Annotated in this window: 13 protein-coding genes and 1 riboswitch; of the genes, 7 read left to right on the forward strand and 6 right to left on the reverse strand. The window is 67.4% G+C overall.

Features of this window, described 5'->3' with window-relative positions; all coding sequences use genetic code 11:
* Nucleotide 1: 1 nt before the first annotated feature.
* The 3 genes from pqqC to pqqA form a co-directional block, all read right to left on the reverse strand.
* The gene (gene pqqC, locus BTO32_RS11695; RefSeq protein WP_076724802.1) at nt 2-757 is read right to left on the reverse strand and encodes a pyrroloquinoline-quinone synthase PqqC; all 756 of its coding nucleotides are present in this window, start codon (nt 755-757) and stop codon (nt 2-4) included.
* Entirely contained in the window at nt 754-1,683 is a 930-nt protein-coding gene (gene pqqB, locus BTO32_RS11700; protein ID WP_076724803.1) for a pyrroloquinoline quinone biosynthesis protein PqqB, read from the reverse strand. Before pqqB ends, pqqC begins: the two co-directional genes overlap by 4 nt.
* A gap of 62 nt (nt 1,684-1,745) precedes the next feature.
* Complete coding sequence (gene pqqA, locus BTO32_RS11705) at nt 1,746-1,817, reverse strand: pyrroloquinoline quinone precursor peptide PqqA (protein ID WP_007153157.1); 72 nt, start codon at nt 1,815-1,817, stop codon at nt 1,746-1,748.
* Nucleotides 1,818-2,042: 225 nt separating this feature from the next.
* Here pqqA and BTO32_RS11710 point away from each other — a divergent pair, with 225 nt between their 5' ends.
* Nucleotides 2,043-4,169 (forward strand): 4Fe-4S binding protein, encoded by a 2,127-nt coding sequence (locus BTO32_RS11710; protein WP_076724804.1) that lies wholly within the window; start codon nt 2,043-2,045, stop codon nt 4,167-4,169.
* On the opposite strand, the gene BTO32_RS11715 is transcribed toward BTO32_RS11710, so the two are convergent.
* Together BTO32_RS11715 and exaC are read right to left on the reverse strand one after the other, a co-directional pair.
* Nucleotides 4,166-5,500: a ferredoxin reductase family protein gene (locus tag BTO32_RS11715; RefSeq protein WP_076724805.1), complete on the reverse strand. Its 1,335-nt coding sequence runs from the start codon at nt 5,498-5,500 to the stop codon at nt 4,166-4,168. The two genes, BTO32_RS11710 and BTO32_RS11715, sit on opposite strands and share 4 nt — an antisense overlap.
* A 207-nt stretch (nt 5,501-5,707) precedes the next feature.
* Complete coding sequence (gene exaC / locus BTO32_RS11720; protein ID WP_076725092.1) at nt 5,708-7,228, reverse strand: acetaldehyde dehydrogenase ExaC; 1,521 nt, start codon at nt 7,226-7,228, stop codon at nt 5,708-5,710.
* 317 nt (nt 7,229-7,545) lie between these two features.
* A riboswitch (guanidine-I (ykkC/yxkD leader) is annotated at nt 7,546-7,645 on the forward strand.
* A 58-nt stretch (nt 7,646-7,703) separates the two neighbouring features.
* On the opposite strand from exaC, the gene BTO32_RS11725 reads away from it, so the two are divergent.
* The 5 genes from BTO32_RS11725 (at nt 7,704) to BTO32_RS11745 (ending at nt 14,564) form a co-directional block, all read left to right on the forward strand.
* Nucleotides 7,704-8,441, forward strand: coding sequence for an urea amidolyase associated protein UAAP1 (locus BTO32_RS11725; RefSeq protein ID WP_076724806.1), 738 nt, complete (start codon nt 7,704-7,706; stop codon nt 8,439-8,441).
* Between the two features lies 1 nt (nt 8,442).
* Nucleotides 8,443-9,081 carry an urea amidolyase associated protein UAAP2 gene (locus BTO32_RS11730; RefSeq protein WP_076724807.1) on the forward strand — a complete coding sequence of 213 codons (639 nt, stop codon included), beginning with the start codon at nt 8,443-8,445 and terminating at the stop codon, nt 9,079-9,081.
* Nucleotides 9,072-12,695 (forward strand): urea carboxylase, encoded by a 3,624-nt coding sequence (gene uca, locus BTO32_RS11735; protein WP_076724808.1) that lies wholly within the window; start codon nt 9,072-9,074, stop codon nt 12,693-12,695. Before BTO32_RS11730 ends, uca begins: the two co-directional genes overlap by 10 nt.
* 62 nt (nt 12,696-12,757) lie before the next feature.
* Nucleotides 12,758-13,825 carry a putative urea ABC transporter substrate-binding protein gene (locus BTO32_RS11740; protein ID WP_076724809.1) on the forward strand — a complete coding sequence of 356 codons (1,068 nt, stop codon included), beginning with the start codon at nt 12,758-12,760 and terminating at the stop codon, nt 13,823-13,825.
* A gap of 127 nt (nt 13,826-13,952) precedes the next feature.
* Complete coding sequence (locus BTO32_RS11745; protein ID WP_076724810.1) at nt 13,953-14,564, forward strand: TetR family transcriptional regulator; 612 nt, start codon at nt 13,953-13,955, stop codon at nt 14,562-14,564.
* A 28-nt stretch (nt 14,565-14,592) separates the two neighbouring features.
* On the opposite strand, the gene glnT is transcribed toward BTO32_RS11745, so the two are convergent.
* The gene (glnT, locus tag BTO32_RS11750; RefSeq protein ID WP_076724811.1) at nt 14,593-15,951 is read right to left on the reverse strand and encodes a type III glutamate--ammonia ligase; all 1,359 of its coding nucleotides are present in this window, start codon (nt 15,949-15,951) and stop codon (nt 14,593-14,595) included.
* Between the two features lie 145 nt (nt 15,952-16,096).
* Between glnT and BTO32_RS11755 the strand changes: the two genes are divergently transcribed.
* Complete coding sequence (locus BTO32_RS11755) at nt 16,097-17,128, forward strand: alpha/beta fold hydrolase (RefSeq protein ID WP_076724812.1); 1,032 nt, start codon at nt 16,097-16,099, stop codon at nt 17,126-17,128.
* Nucleotides 17,129-17,163: the final 35 nt, after the last annotated feature.

The raw sequence follows: 17,163 nt of genomic DNA on the forward strand, positions 1-17,163 counted from the left end.
GTTACAGCCCACGGTGCCACACCGGCCGGTCGGTCACGGTGTGATACGGGGGTGTGTGGTGCATGTAGGCCATGGTCAGGGCGTCCAGCAGGGTCCACAGGATGTCCAGCTTGAACTGGAGAATCTCCAGTGCCCGGGCCTGCTGGGCGCCGGTCACGAAGTGGTCGAGGGTGACGGTGAGCCCGTGCTGAACGTCCCGCCGCGCCTCCGACAGCCGTTTGCGGAAGTAGCGGTACCCCTCGGATTCGATCCAGGGGTAGTGGCGGGGCCAGCTGTCCAGCCGGCTCTGGTGGATCTCCGGCGCGAACAGTTCGGTCAGCGAGGCGCAGGCGGCCTCCTGCCAAGAGGCACGCCGCACGAATCGGACGTAAGCGTCCACGGCAAAGCGGACCCCGGGCAGCACGTGGCGCTGGTCGATGACTTCCGCCCGGCTCAGTCCCACCGCCTCCGCCAAGGCCAACCAGGCCTCGATGCCGCCGGCCTCGTCGCCATGGCCGTCGTGATCGAGGATGCGCTGCAGCCACAGCCGGCGCACCCGGGGGTCCGGGCAGTTGGCGAGGATGGCGGCGTCCTTCTGCGGAATCATGATCTGGTAGTAGTAACGGTTGGCCACCCAGCCACGGATCTGTTCCGGGGTACACCGGCCGCTGTACATGGCGCGGTGGTAGGGATGATGGCTGTGGTAGTAGCGCCCCTTGTCGCGCAGGGCCTGTTCAAACGCCCGGCGGTTCATGGCGGTATCGACGCTGGCGTTCATGGCTGCCCGGGTCCCTCGATGTGCATACCGTCCCAGGCGACCTCGATGCCATGGCGCGCCAGCTCGGCACGCTCGGCGGAATCCTCGTCCAGGATCGGGTTGGTGTTGTTGATGTGAATGAGGATCTTACGGCGGGCCGGCATGTCGGCGAGCAGTTCGATCATGCCGCCCGGCCCGCTCTGGGCCAGGTGGCCCATGGCCTGCCCAGTCTGGCTACCCATCCCCTGGCGGATCATCTCGTCGTCCTGCCAGAGAGTGCCGTCCACCAGCAGCACGTCTGCCCGGCGCATCCAGGCCCGGAGCCGGGCATCCGGCTGCCCCAGACCCGGCGCGTACAGCACCGAGAAGCCGGTGCGGGTGTCGCGCAGGAACACCCCAATGTTGTCGCCCGGATGGGGCCGGTCGCGGCGGGGCGAATACGGTGGTGCGTTGCTGCGCAGTGGGATCGCCGTCAGCGCCAGGGACGGCGCGCACGGCAGGAACCGGGGCTCGGTGTCCGATGCCTCGAGTTCGCGCCAGACCAACCCCCCGTGCCAGTGGCGCAGCATCGGGAACAGCGGGAAGCCGGTGTTGAGGTCGTCGTGCACCTGTCGGGTACACCAGACCTCCAGCGGCAGACCCTCGCGCAGCGACAGCAGGCCGGTGGTGTGGTCCACCTGGCTGTCCATCAGCACGACGGCGGCGATGCCGGTGTCCCGTACTGCCCGCGCCGGTTGCATGGCCGGGAAGGCCGCCAGCTGGGCGCGGATGTCGGGCGAGGCATTGAACAGGATCCAGCGCTCGCCGTCCTCGCTGACGGCAATGGACGACTGGCTGCGGGGCTGGGCACGCACGGTGCCCTGACGCAACCCGGCGCAGTTCCGGCAGTTGCAGTTCCACTGGGGAAAGCCACCGCCGGCGGCGGAACCGAGGACATGAACCTGCATGGTACGGAGCCGGCGGCAAGCGGCCGGCACCGGGGCACCGACCGCCGCCCGCGCCGGTCGCCTCAGCGGTTGGCGAAGTACATGGTGACTTCGAAGCCGATCCTCAGGTCTTCATAGGCGGGTTTGGTCCACATAATGCTCACCTCTTGTCATGATTGTTTGCGCATTGGATGGCGGGGCCGGCAAGGCGCCGGCGACCCGATTTCATCCTAGCGACAGAGGCCGGGCGCAAGAATGGTACTTTAGGACCGTTTTCCGCCCCCACAAAGTCGCATCCCGCCGGCGCCTAGGTCGTATTGAGTGCCGCCACCGGGGCCCTAGCATGGAACAAGAACAACAAGAAACCCGCGGAGAGCCCCATGGTCCGGCCGATTCTGACCCTGCTGCTGTGTCTTATGCTGTTGCCCGCCCCGGCCCGCGCCGGGCTGGATCCGCATCGGCGCGAGGTGATCCAGTCACTGTTCCCTTCGGCCACCGTGATCGGGGAGCGGCGCGCCGACCTTCCGGTCTATCCGGTGTACCAGTTGCAGGAACTGCTGGGCTACGCCTACGAGTCCACCGATCTGAGCCACCTGCAGGGGTTCGCCGGCAAGCCGATCCGGATGATGATCGGGCTGGACACCCGCGGCCGTTTCACCGGTGTCCGGGTACTGGAACACCACGAACCGGTGTTCCTGCACGGGCTCGGGGAAGCGCCCCTGTTCGATTTCGTGTCGCAGTACGCCGGCCACTCCCTGCGCGAGCAAATCCTGATCCGCACCGGCAGCGAAGCCCGGGGTAAGACCGTGGACGGCGACCCGGTGTATTTCGACGGGGTCAGCAAGGCTACGGTGTCGGTGCTGATCATCAACGACACGGTCCTGTCCTCCGCGCTCAAGGTGGCCCGGCAGACCCTGGCGGACTTTGCCCAGGCACCCCCGACCCGGGTCCGGCCGGACGTCTACCGCCCGTTGGACTGGCCGGGCCTGCTCGACCAGGGATTCGTCAGCCAGGCCCGCATCAGCGCCGCCCAGGTGGAACAGGCGCTCGGGCGCCCCCTGGCCGACTACCCGGAGCCACCGGCGGTCGCGGCCGACGGCCTGTTCTCGGAACTCTACGTCGCCTACCTGAACGCCCCCATGGTCGGGCGCAACCTGCTGGGGGACGCGGGCTACCGGGCCCTCATGGCCCGCCTGGAGGCGAACGAACACGTGCTGCTGGTGGCGTCCCGGGGGCCCTACCCCCACGTCGGCCCCGAGTTCGTGCCCGGCAGCACGCCGGAGCGCATCGGCCTGGTGCAGAACCGGCTGGCGGTGGAGATCCGGGACCTGAACTGGCTGGATGCGTCCCTGGGACCGAGGGCCAGCGGACAACCGGCGTTCGACGCCGTCAACCTGTTCCGGGTGACCGGCAACGCCGGCTTCAACCCGGGCGCGCCGTCGGAGCTCCGGCTGCACGTGGAGCTGGCCAGGAATCACCTGGTGCACGACCGCACCACTGTCACCCTGCCGGTCCGTTTCAACGAGGCGTTGTTCGAGCCGGTGGCGGCAACCGACCCGGACGCCAGGCGCACGCCGGTGTGGCAAGGGATCTGGCGGGAACGGGCCGGGACGGTGGCGGTGCTGGTGGTGGCGCTGGCGCTGCTGACGCTGTTTTTCACGCTGCAGCGGCGCCTGACCCGCTGGCCCCGGCTGGTGCACGGGTTTCGCTGGGGTTTCCTCGCCTTCACCCTGCTGTTCCTTGGGCTGTACGCCCAGGGCCAGCTGTCCGTGGTGAACATCTACACGCTGCTGCTGGCGCTGTGGGACGGCTTTTCGCTCGACGTGTTCCTGCTCGACCCGGTGCTGTTCCTGCTCTGGAGCTACACCGTCGTGACCCTGGTGCTCTGGGGCCGGGGCCTGTTCTGCGGCTGGCTGTGCCCGTTCGGTGCGTTGCAGGAGATGGTGGCTTGGCTGGGCAGCCGGCTGCGGCTGCGCCAGGTGAAGGTACCCGAGCGCTGGCACCGCCGGCTGATCCTGCTGAAATACCCGATTCTGCTCGGGCTGGTCGCCACCGCCGGCCACTCTCTGACCCTCGCCGAGCAGCTGGCGGAGGTGGAACCCTTTAAGACCAGCATCACCCTGGGCTTCGTCCGGGCCTGGCCATTCGTGCTCTACGCCCTGGCCCTGCTGGCGGCCGGGCTGTTCATCCACAAGTTCTACTGCCGTTATCTGTGCCCGTTGGGCGCCGGTCTGGCCGTGCTGGGGCGCCTGCGCCGGTTCCACTGGCTGACGCGCATCGAGCGCTGCGGTAGGCCCTGCCAGCGGTGCCGGCACCGGTGCGGCATCAACGCCATCCGCCGGGACGGCGCCATTGATTACAACGAGTGCATCCAGTGCCTGGAGTGCGTGGTGATCCTGCGCGATCCCGAGCAGTGCGTCGACAGCCTCCTCCGTCGCAAGCAGGCACGGCGGAGCCCGGCCCGGATTCCGGTGCGCGAGGTTCCGGCCACAACACCCCGGCCCTAACGCATCTGAAACAGCTCCTGGTGGATGTCTCCGGACGCCAGGCCGTGCCGGAGGAAGTCGGCGCGCAGCGACCGGCCAAACGGTGCGGGACCGCAGAACCACAGGCTGGCGCTGCGCCAGTCCGGCACCGCGGCCCGGATCGCGGCCCCGTCCAGACGGCCGTCGCGCCCACTCTGCCAAACGTGCAGGCGCACGCCGGCGGCGGCCGCGTCCGCCGCCAGCCGGTCCAGCGCCACCGGATCGACATCACGGGTGACGTGGAACAGGTCGACCGCGACCTCGTCCGGCTGGCTGGCACGCGCCTTGAGACCGGCCAGGAACGGCGTGATACCGATACCCGCCCCCACCCAGATCTGCCGCCTTTTGCCATCGCGGAAATCGAAACAGCCGTACGGTCCCTCCACCCGAACCGTCTGTCCCGGCCGCAGCCGCCCGGGCAAGCGCCCGGTGTGATCCCCCAGGGCCTTGGTGACGAAGGTCAGCGCCGGGTCTCCGGGCTGCCAGGCCGAGGCGATGGTATAGGGATGCGGCTCACCGTCCCGACCGTAGCGGACAAAGGCAAACTGGCCGGCCCGATGCCCCGGCCAGGGGCCGTCCAGGGCTACCTCGGTGGCCAGTACCCGCAGCGCCGGCGAATAGGCCAGATCCTGAACCCGGCCTGACACCTGCCGGTCGCGGCCGATCCGGCCGGTCAGGGAGGCCAGTGCCGACACGCTGCCGCCGGCCAGCAACAGCGCCAGCAGCCAGCCCATCGGCTGCTGCCAGTCGTCGAACGTCAGCAGCACCAGGCTGTGGAACACCAGCACCAGGTACAGGGCCGCCAGCAGCTTGTGCGTTTTCGCAAACAGGTGATACGGAAAGCGCTTGCTCAATGCCAGGATCAGCAGCACGGCCAGGGCGTAGAAGGCCCACTCGCCCAGGGTTTCGGCCAGCCCCCGCTGACTGCGGAACCAGCCCTCGACCAGGCCCAGGGTCTGCTCGCCGCGCGGAGCGCGCTCGGGCCGTTCCAGCCAGCCCCAGCCGACCATCCACTTGGTGCCCCGGGCCAGCCACCAGTGCCCCACCGCCATCACCAGGCCGGTGACCCCGAGCCATTTGTGCAGCCGGTACATCTTGTCCAGACCGTTCAGACGCGCCTCCAGCCAGGCCGGTCGCGTGGCCAGGATCATCGCCACGCTCATCACACCGATGGCGAGGACACCGCTGTACTGGATGAACCAGGCACGGAAGCTGAAATAGGTCAGAGGTTGCGGCAGAGTCCCGTTGGCCAGCAGCCAGAGGGCCGTCAAAAGAATCAGTAGCGCCACGAAGGCTCGGTGTATCTGGGTCATCGCTCGGTCACGCGGAGGAAATGTCCGCACAGTGTAACCGGCCGGCCCCCGGCCCAGCGGGCCCGGAGCGCGGGTTTACACGGAATTTACCCGACACCGGCGTCCGGGCCGAGCCGGACAACGAAAAAAGGCCCCGGTCAGGGGCCAGAGGAGACGTCACGTCCCTGTGGTGACACCGTGACGGGCCCCGGAACGGGGCCCCGGGATTCAGAAGAACCCAAGCGGGTTGATGTCGTAGCTGACCAGCAGGTTCTTGGTCTGCTGGTAGTGGTCGAGCATCATCTTGTGGGTCTCGCGGCCCACACCGGACTTCTTGTAGCCTCCGAAGGCGGCGTGCGCCGGGTAGGCGTGGTAGCAGTTCATCCACACCCGGCCGGCCTGGATGCCCCGGCCCATGCGGTAGGCACGGTTGGTGTCGCGGGTCCAGACGCCGGCGCCCAGGCCGAACTCGGTGTCGTTGGCAATGGCCAGGGCTTCCTCCTCGGTGCGGAAGGTGGTCACGCCCACCACCGGGCCGAAGATTTCCTCCTGGAAGATGCGCATCCGGTTGTCGCCCTTGAACAGGGTCGGCTGAATGTAGAAGCCGTTGCGGAACTCGTCGCCCAGATCCTCGGGGCCGCCGCCGGTCAGCACCACGGCACCTTCCTGCTTGCCGATCTCCAGGTAGGACATGATCTTGTCGAACTGTTCCTTGGAAGCCTGAGCCCCCACCTGCACGTCGGTGTCCAGGGGGTTACCCCGCTTGATGGTTTTGGTGCGCTCGATCACCCGTTGCATGAACGGCTCGAACATCTCCTCCTGAACCAGCGCCCGGGACGGGCAGGTGCAGACTTCGCCCTGGTTGAAGAACGCCAGCACCAGGCCTTCCACGCACTTGTCGATGAACTGGGGTTCGGCCTCCATCACGTCGGAGAAGTAGATGTTCGGCGACTTGCCGCCCAGCTCCACGGTGGAGGGGATGATGTTTTCCGCCGCGCACTTGAGAATGTGGGAACCGACCGGTGTGGAACCGGTGAAGGCGATCTTGGCGATGCGCTTGCTGCTGGCCAGGGCCTGCCCGGCCTCAATGCCGTAACCGTTGACGATGTTGACCACGCCCGGCGGCAGCAGGTCGCCGATGATCTCCATCAGCAGCAGGATGCTGGCGGGCGTCTGTTCCGCCGGCTTGAGCACGGTGCAGTTGCCAGCGGCCAGGCAGGGCGCCAGTTTCCAGGCGGCCATCAGCAGCGGGAAGTTCCAGGGAATGATCTGGCCGACCACGCCCAGCGGCTCGTGGAAGTGGTAGGCCACGGTGTTGTGATCGATCTCGCCGATGCTGCCTTCCTGGGCCCGGATGCAGCCGGCGAAGTAGCGGAAGTGGTCGGCGGACAGCGGGATGTCGGCGTTCAGGGTTTCACGCACGGCCTTGCCGTTGTCCCAGGTCTCCGCCACCGCCAGTTTCTCCAGATTGGCCTCGATGCGGTCGGCGATTTTCAGCAGGATGTTGGAACGCTCGGTGGGCGAGGTCTTGCCCCAGGCCGGCGCCGCCTTGTGCGCCGCGTCCAGCGCCAGCTCAATGTCCTCGGCGGTGGAGCGGGGCACCTCGCAGATGACCTCGCCGGTGACCGGGGTGATGTTCTCGAAGTACTGGCCCTTGACCGGGGCGACCCATTCACCACCGATGTAGTTTTCATAGCGGGATTTGAAGGAAACGACGGAACCGTCCTTTCCGGGTTGTGCGTAGATCATGGTTTGGACCTCTTTCTTATGGTTGTCGCAGGGCAACGCGGCCTTTCGCGTTTCACTCATTCAATGTAGACCCCGATCCGGCCCAGGGAAATGCTGCGTTGGGGGTGGAAGACTCGTCCCTTAGTCGTAGAAACCCCCGCCTTTCGCGCACCAGGCCGGGGCAGACGCGCCCGCGCATGGTGCGCCCGGGCCGGGGCGGGACGGGGAACGGCCCGCGAAACCGGCACCTCGCCGGGGTTGGCACAGACCCTGCAGTGGTTCCGGTACGCTGCGAGAGGTCGTGTTCCACGATCGATGATCGACGCGCGACAATCTGACATATGGTCAACTAGGGTTCCGGCCCGTGCCCACGGGTGCCTGGTCCGAGAGTTGACGGCCTTTTCCAAGGCTACACGGCGGGACAAAAGCCCGGGAGGATCGTTCAGTTACTGACGCCTCTCGTGTTGTTTTGACCCCCAAGCCAGGAGAAAAGGCCATGCTTCAGTCAGCCTCCCCTCTCTACGACGATCTGATTCCCGGCGGATCCCACTGGTCGTTCCTCATGCGCCGAGGCCATGTCCTGCGCCTCATCGACGAAGACGGCGGCGTCAACGTCGGCATGCTCCTGTACAACCCGGACAATCCGCTGGAACGGTACAACATGCCCGACACCCTGAAGAACCAGCACACCTTCCGGCTGACCCAGGGCCATGTGCTGCTCTCGGACATGGGCCGGGTGTTCGCCTCCATCATCCGCGACGACCTGGGCTGGCACGACACCGTCTGCGGCACCAGCAACGCCCGCCTGGTGGAACAGCGCTGGGGCCGCAAAACCTATCAGGAGGCCCGCAACCTGTACCACCGCAACGGCCGGACCAGCTTTCTCAACGAGCTGGCCAAGTACGGCCTGGGCAAGAAGGACCTGACCGCCAACCTGAACTGGTTCAGCCGGGTCCAGACCGACGACGACGGCAACCTCAGCTACGTCGCCGACCACTCCCGTCCCGGCGCGGCCGTGGACCTGCGCTTCGAGATGGATACCCTGGTGGTGCTGCACACCTGCCCCCACCCGATGAACCCGGCCACCGAATACCCGCGCAAGCCGCTGCGCTACCAGTTCTTCCGGGCCGCGCCGGTGACCGACGCCGACCCCTGCAAAACCTCCTCGCCGGAAGCCACCCGCGCCTTTGCCAACACCGCCCTGTACCACCTGATGCAGTCACCGGAGGTCTAAGATGATCGTGGAAAGCCCCCTCAAGCCCGAACAGGCCAGCTTTCGCCAAGTGATCCCAGCCGGCGACTATTTCCTGAAGGTGATTCAGGCCGGGGAAACCCTGCGCATCCTCGACCTGGAGGGCAACCAGGCCGCCGACACCTTGTTCTACAACGCCCACACCCCCACCGAGCGCTACAGCGCCATGGACACCCTCCGCGAACAGGGCAACGTCTACCTCACCGCGGGCTCCCGGCTGATGTCCTCCGAAGGCAATGTGATGCTGGAGATCACCGCCGACACCTGCGGCCGGCACGACACCCTCGGCGGGGCCTGTGCCGCGGAAAGCAACACCACCCGCTACGCCCTGGCGAAAAAGTGCATGCACGCCTGCCGCGACAGCTGGCTGGTGGCGGTCACCGAGCACGAGGAACTGGGCCTGAGCAAGCGCGATATCACCCACAACATCAACTTCTTCATGAACGTGCCGGTCACCGCCGACGGCGGCCTGACCTTCGCCGACGGCATTTCCGATGCCGGCAAGTACGTGGAGCTGAAGGCGAAGATGGACGTGCTGGTGATGATTTCCAACTGCCCCCAGCTGAACAACCCGTGCAACGCCTACAATCCGACCCCGATCGAGGTGCTGGTATGGAGCTGAGGCCACCGCTCACCAAGGTGCTGATCGCCAACCGGGGCGCCATCGCCTGCCGGATCATCCGGACCCTGAACGCCATGGGCCTGACCTCGGTGGCGGTCTACGCCGAGGCGGACTTCGACGCCCTGCACGTGCGCCAGGCGGATGAGGCCTGGTCCCTGGGCGAGGGCAACGCCGCCGCCACCTATCTGAACCAGGAACGCCTGTTCGAGGTGATCCGCGCCAGCGGTGCCCAGGCGGTCCACCCGGGTTATGGCTTCCTCAGCGAAAATCCGGCGTTTGCCCGCCGCTGCGAGGCGGAAGGCGTGGTGTTCCTGGGCCCCACCCCGGCCCAGATGGAGCAGTTCGGCCTCAAGCACACCGCGCGGGCTCTGGCGCATCGGGCGGGCGTGCCGCTGCTGCCCGGCACCGACCTGCTCACCGACCTGGACGCGGCCCTGGCCGCCGCCGACGCCATCGGCTATCCGGTGATGCTCAAGAGCACCGCCGGCGGTGGCGGCATCGGCATGTCCCGCTGTCACACCGAGGCCGAACTGCGCCGCAGTTTTGAGTCGGTGCGGCGGCTGAGCCAGAACAACTTCAGCAACAGCGGCGTGTTCCTGGAAAAATTCGTGCAACGGGCGCGGCATGTCGAAGTGCAGATATTCGGCGACGGCCAGGGCACCGTGGTGGCCCTGGGCGAGCGGGACTGCTCGGCCCAGCGCCGCAACCAGAAAGTGATCGAGGAGGCACCGGCCCCCGGCCTCGACGACGCCGTGCGCGAACGCATGCACGCCACCGCCCAGCGTCTGGGTGAGGCCATCGCCTACCGCAGCGCCGGCACCGTGGAATTCATCTACGACCCGGACAGCCAGGCGTTCTACTTCCTGGAGGTAAACACTCGGCTGCAGGTGGAGCACGGCGTCACCGAGCGGGTGTACGGCGTCGACCTGGTGCGCTGGATGGTGGAACTGGGCGCCGGCACCCTGGGCGACCTGGCCGCCCGGGCCGACGCCCTGCGCCCCCGGGGCCATGCCATCCAGGCCCGCCTTTACGCCGAGGACCCAAACAAGGATTTCCAGCCCAGCGCCGGCCTGTTGACCGAGGTCAGTTGGCCGGCCGGCGACGACCTGCGCATCGATCACTGGCTCCAGCCCGGCACCGAGGTGCCGGCGCTGTTCGACCCGATGCTGGCCAAGATGATTGCCCACGGTGACACCCGGGAGCAGGCCCGCCAGCGGCTGGAGCAGGCACTGGCCGAGACCCGCCTGTACGGCATCGAGACCAACCGTGACTATGTCCGCGCGGTGCTGGCGGACACCCCGTTCCGCGAGGGTCGGCTGTGTACCGGCGACCTGAACGGGTTCCGCTACCGCCCGGCCACCGTCGACGTGCTGTCCGGGGGAACCCTGACCACGGTGCAGGATTACCCCGGCCGGGTCGGCTACTGGCAGGTGGGCGTGCCGCCGTCCGGCCCGTTCGACAGCTATGCCTTCCGGCTGGGCAACCGCCTGCTGGCCAATCCCGCCGACGCCGCTGGCTTGGAAATCACCCTCAGGGGTCCGACCCTGGCCTTCAACCGCGCCACCCAGATCGTACTCACCGGGGCCCGGCTGGAGGCGCGCCTGAACGACCGTCCGGTGCCCTTCTGGACCGTGGTGGACGTGCCCGAGGGCGCCGTGCTGCACCTGGGCAACGTCCAGGGCGCGGGCGCCCGGGCCTACCTGCTGATCCGGGGCGGCCTGGACTGCCCCGCCTACCTCGGTTCCGTCAGCACCTTTACCCTCGGCCGATTCGGGGGCCATGGCGGCCGGGCCCTGCGTACGGGCGATGTTCTGCACCTGAACCCCACCGATCCGGTACCGGTCAGCTCGCTGCCGGCGGAACTGGTGCCGGCCCTGGGGCGCGACTGGACCCTGCACGTGACCTATGGCCCGCACGGCGCCCCGGACTACTTCACCGACCGGGACATCGACACCTTGTTCGAGGCCGAGTGGGAGGTGCACTACAATTCCAGCCGCACCGGCGTGCGCCTGATCGGCCCCAAACCGGAATGGGCCCGCCGTGACGGCGGCGAAGCGGGCATGCACCCCTCCAACATCCACGACAACGCCTACGCCATCGGCACCGTCGACTTCACCGGCGACATGCCGGTGATCCTCGGTCCGGACGGCCCCAGCCTGGGCGGTTTCGTGTGCCCGGTGACGGTGATCAGCGCCGACCTCTGGAAACTGGGCCAGCTCAAGGCCGGCGACCGGATCCGTTTCCTGCCGGTGAGCCAGACACAGGCGGTGCGATTGCGCCAGGCCCTGGAACGCCGGATCGACACCCTGACGCCGGTGTCGGTGCCGGTCACCCCGGCGCGGCCGGCGACGCCGGTGCTGCACCGGCTGTCCACCGATCAGCACGACACCGGCGTGATCTACCGTGCCGCCGGCGACAACGACGTGCTGGTGGAATACGGCCCGATGGAACTGGACATCCGCCTACGCTTCCGGGCCCACGCCCTGATGCTGTGGCTGCAGGAGCAGGCCCATCCGGCGATCCGGGACCTGACCCCCGGCATCCGCTCCCTGCAGGTACGCTACGACAGCCTGGCACTGAGCCAGGCCGAGCTGCTGGCGCTGCTGCTCAGGGGCGAGGACGCCCTCGCCCGGCAGCCGGAATGGGACGTGCCCGCCCGCATCGTGCACCTGCCGCTGTCCTGGGACGACGACGCCTGCCGCCAGGCCATCCAAAAGTACATGCAGTCGGTGCGCAGGGACGCCCCCTGGTGCCCGAGCAATCTGGAATTCATTCGCCGCATCAACGGCCTGGACAGCCTCGACGAGGTTAAGCGCATCGTATTCGAGGCCAGCTACCTGGTCATGGGGCTGGGCGACGTCTACCTCGGGGCACCGGTGGCCACACCCCTCGATCCGCGCCACCGGCTGGTCACCACCAAGTACAACCCGGCCCGGACCTGGACCGCTGAAAACTCGGTCGGCATCGGCGGCGCCTACCTGTGCATCTATGGCATGGAAGGGCCCGGCGGCTATCAGTTCGTCGGCCGCACTCTGCAGATGTGGAACCGCTACCGCACCACCGAGCACTTCCCGCCCGGCACCCCCTGGCTGCTGCGGTTTTTCGACCAGATCCGCTTCTACGAAGTCAGTGCCGACGAACTGCAACGCATCCGCCGGGACTTTCCCAACGGCGACTACCCGATCCGGGTCGAGCATACCCGCTTCAACCTGAAGGCGTACGAACGCTTCCTGGCGGACCACCAGGCCGACATCGAGGCGTTCACCCGGCGCCGGCAGCAGGCCTTCGACGCCGAACTGCAACGCTGGATCGAGTCCGGCCAGATCCACTTCAGCAGCGAGGCGCCGATCGAGGACACCGGTGCCGACGACACCGACCGGTTGCCCGAGGGCCAGCACGCGGTGGCCAGCCACGTCGCCGGCAGCGTCTGGGAGTGCCTGGTGCAGCCGGGCGACCCGGTGGACGCCCAGCGGCCGGTGGCGGTGATCGAATCCATGAAGATGGAAATCGAACTGCTCAGCCCGGTCGGGGGCACCGTGGTGGAAGTCCGGCGCGAGGCCGGCCAGCCGGTCGCCCCCGGCACGCCGGTGGTGATCGTGCAGGAGCACCCCTGAATCGCAACCCCCCTGAAAAACGCGCAACATCAGCAAACGGGCAGAGCCCGAGGAGAGCAACCATGAAAACACGTGACCTGAGCAAGCGTCTGGGTGCCGGCCTGCTGGCCGCCTCCCTGTCCATGGCCGCCCTGGGCCAGGAAAAGGAGCACTTCAGCATCGCCTGGACCATCTACGCCGGCTGGGTGCCCTGGCAGTACGCCGAGGACAGCGGCATCATGAAGAAATGGGCGGACAAATACGGCATCGACGTGGACATCGTCCAGGTCAATGACTACATCGAATCCATCAACCAGTTCACCGCTGGCCAGTTCGACGGCGTGGTCGCCACCAGTATGGACGGCCTGTCCATTCCCGCCGCCTCCGGCGTCGACACCACCGCCCTGATCGTCGGCGACTACTCCAACGGCAACGACGGTCTGGTGTCCAAGGACGCCCATTCGATTGAGGAGCTTCGGGGCGAAACCGTGCACCTGGTGGAACTGTCGGTATCCCACTACCTGCTGGTGCGGGCGCTGGACAGCGTCGGCATGGAGGAGCGGGACCTGAACGTGGTGAACATTTCGGACGCGGATCTGGTGTCGGCGTTCCAGACCGACGAGGTGCGTCACGTGGTCACCTGGAACCCGCTGCTGAGCGAAGTGGAAGCCTACCCCGGGGCCACCAAACTGTTCGATTCCAGCCAGATTCCCGGGCACATCAAGGACCTGACCCTGGTCAACACCGAGACCCTGGCGGACAATCCGAAACTGGGCAAGGCCCTGGTGGGCGCCTGGTACGAGGTCATGGACATTCTTGCCTCCGACAGCGAGGCGGGCCAGAAGGCGCGCGCCTACCTGGGTGAGCTGTCCGGCACCGACCAGGCCGGTTACGAGGCCCAGCTGGCGGCCATGAAGATGTTCTGGCAGCCGCAGATGTCGGTGGACTTCATCAACAGCGAAGAGGCGTTCGAGGCCATGGACAGCGTGCGCCGGTTCTCCTTCGACAAGGGGCTGCTGGGCCAGGGCGCGACAACCCCCGACTTCGTGGGCATCGAATTCCCGGACGGCACGGTCATGGGCGATGCCGGCAATGTGAAGCTGCGTTTCAATGATGACTACATGCAGATGGCGGCGGACGGCGAGATCTGACCCGGCCTCGCTTGTTTCATCCGGCACCTGAGGGCACGATAGTCGTGCCCTTTTTTCTGTTTTGGGCGTATGGGCGGGGCGGACCGTCCTGCCCCGCCGCCCCAAGTGACCCAAAGAGACACAACGAATGCGTCGAACCAAGGAAGAGGCCGAGAAAACCCGTCAAACGGTACTGGAGGCGGCGTTAACGCTGTTCAGCCGGGACGGCTACTCGCGGACGACCCTGAGCCGGATCGCCAGGGAAGCCGGCTGCAGCCGGGGGCCGATCTACTGGTATTTCCAGAACAAGGACGATCTGTACGAAGCGGTGCTGGCCTATTCCCAGGAACCCCTCGAAGCCCTGGTGGACGAATGCCGGGGCATGGCCGACCGTCCCCTGGCCGCCCTGGACCACTTCCTCGACCAGTGGCTATCCCTGCTGGCCAACGACCGACGCTACCGCCAGTCGTTCGAGATTCTGCTCAACAAGACCGAACTGACCGACGCCATGAGCCGTACCCTGGCCCGCGAACGGCAACTGACGCGTGCCATTGTCGACCTGTTCGCCACCCTGATCGAACGCGCCATGGCCGTGGGCGCGTTGCGCCGGGGCGAATCCGCCGCCGACCTCGGCTTGCTGGGCTACACCTACCTCATGGGCATTACCCAGGCCTGGCTGTTCGCCCCCGGGCTGTTTCCGCTGGAGGACAAGATCCCGTTCTTCCAACGCCAGTTCTGGACCCTGCTCGGCCGGACCTGAGTCCGGCCGGTACCGGCCGCGGCGCCGTTCAGAACAGTTTCAGGTAACGCTCGATCTCCCATGCGGACACATGGTTCTGGTAGCTCTGCCACTCGTCGGTCTTGTAGTCGACAAACGCCTGGAACATCGCCTCTCCGAACACCTCCCGGGCCAGCGGGTCCGCCGCGAAGGCCTCGATCGCCTCGCCCAGGCTGCGCGGCAGGTAGCGGATGCCCTGGGCCGCAATCTCGGCATCGCGGTAGTTGTACATGTTCTCGTGGTGCGGCGCGCCGGGCTCCAGCCCCTCGCGGATGCCTTCCAAGCCAGCCGCCAGAATCAGCGCGGCCCCCAGATAGGGATTGCAGGCGATGTCCGCCGCCCGGCATTCGATACGGCCGCCGGCGCCGGGGATACGGATCATGTTGGTGCGGTTATTGGAACCGTAACACAGGAACACCGGGGCCCAGGTGGAACCGGACATGCTGCCCTGACGCACCAGCCGCTTGTAGCTGTTCACCGTGGGGGCGATCACCGCACTAATGGCGGCACCGTGCCGGAGCACCCCGGCGATGAAATGGTACGCCAGCCGGCTGACCCCGCAATCGTGGGGGTCGTCGCCCCGGGGCTCGAACAGGTTGTCCCCGGTCTCCAGGTCGGCCAGCGACAGGTTGTAATGGGCGCCGCTGCCGGTGCGGTCGGCGAAGGGCTTGGGCATGAAGCTGGCAAACGCCCCATGCCGGCGGGCGATTTCGTTGGCCATCAGGCGGAAGAACACCAGCCGGTCGGCCATGGTGAGGGCGTCGGCGTAGCGGAAGTCGGTCTCGAACTGGCCGTTGGCGTCCTCGTGATCGAAGGAGTACACATCCCAACCCAGCTCGTTCATCGCCGCCACCAGCGCGTCCATGATCGGCAGGTTGTCCATCAACGCACGGGGGTCGTAACAGGGTTTGCCGGCGGTGTCCCGGTCACTGAGCGGCGCAAAGCCGCCGTCCCCGGTATCGCGGAACAGGAAGAACTCGGTTTCGATGCCCAGATTGCACCGGTAGCCCATCCCCCGGGCGGCCTCCAGCTGACGGATCAGGATGTTGCGGGAGCAGGCCTCGAAGGGCCGGCCGTTGAGGTAGAGGCTGCCGGGGAACCAGGCCAGCTGGCGATTCCACGGGCAGATGGCCAGGTTGGCGGCGTCCGGTATGGCCGCCACTTCGTCGTCGGAGATGTCCTGGGGCACCCCGTCCAGCGCGGCGCCGGTGTACAGTTCGGAACCGGCCATCATCTGGCCCAGGTGGGCCACGGGCACGAACTTGCCCTTGCTGATGCCATGGATGTCCACGTAGCTGGCGATGGCGTACTTGACGCCCGCCTCGGTGAGTCGCTGCTGCAGGGCCTGGATGTCGCTGGATCGGGTCATGGGATGTCCTCGCTGGGGCCCGCGGACACGGGCCGTTGGTGTCGGTTTGGCACGGAACTTTCATTCAACTTACATGCCAGCATGTATATAAACCGACACCGACCGCCCGGCGCCGCCCGCCGCGGTTCCGGACAGGGAGCGGAAAATGACCGATGATCAATGGCATGTGGAGGATTTCGAGGCCGGCGACCTGGCCCTCGCCAGCGGCGCCACGCTGCACAACGCCCGCCTGCGCTACCATCGTCTGGGCAAGCTGAACGCACCAAAAGACAACCTGATTCTGCTGCCCACGTACTACGGTGGTGCAGCCTCGGGCAATCACCCCTGGGTCACGCCGGGCGGACCGCTGGACCCGGAGCGCTACTGCCTGGTCATCCCGGCACTGATCGGGGCCGGCGAGTCCGCCTCCCCCTCCAACACCCCCGGCCGTCAGGGTGGCGCCGGGTTTCCGGTTGTCAGCCTGTACGACAACGTGCGCCTGCAGCGGCGCCTGCTCGATGCGGTGTTCGGCGGCGCCCGGCTGGCCCTGGTGATGGGCTGGTCCATGGGCGGCATGCAGGCGCTGCATTGGGGCGCGCTGTTTCCCGACCGGGTGAGCGCAATTCTGGCGGTGTGCGCCAGCGGCCGCTGCCACCCGTTCAACCGGATGTTTCTGGAGGGGGTGCGCGCGGCTCTCACCGCCGATCCGGCCTGGGCCGGTGGCCACTACCGGCAACCGCCCCGGCAGGGTCTGGCGGCGTTCGGCCGGGTCTATGCCGGCTGGGCCTACGCACCGGCTTTTTTCCGGCAACGGCTGTACCGGCGGCTGGGGTTTGACAGCCCCGAGGCCCTGCTGGCGTTCTGGGCACGGGATCACCAGGCTCAGGACGCCAACGACCTGCTGTCGGTGCTGACCACCTGGAGCCAGGCCGACCTGGCCGACCACCCGAGGTTCGCCGGAGACGGCGCCGCGGCCCGGGCCCGGCTGACCATGCCCTGCACCCTGATGCCCTGCACCAGCGACCAGTATTTCCGTGTTGAGGAAGTGGAGGCAGAGGCCGCCGGCATGCCAGGGGCTCGGGTTCGCCCCCTGGCCTCGTCCTTCGGCCACATCGCCGGCGGCCCCGGCCGGGTGCCGGAGGTACAGCGGGCCGTGCTGCGGGAGGCCGCCCGGCTGCTCGCTGGAGACGCCCCGTGACAGGGCTCGGCCAGCGCCGCCGCGCCCTTTTGGTG

It is taken from the genome of Marinobacter lutaoensis, assembly GCF_001981305.1.
In the GTDB taxonomy this organism is placed as follows: domain Bacteria; phylum Pseudomonadota; class Gammaproteobacteria; order Pseudomonadales; family Oleiphilaceae; genus Marinobacter; species Marinobacter lutaoensis.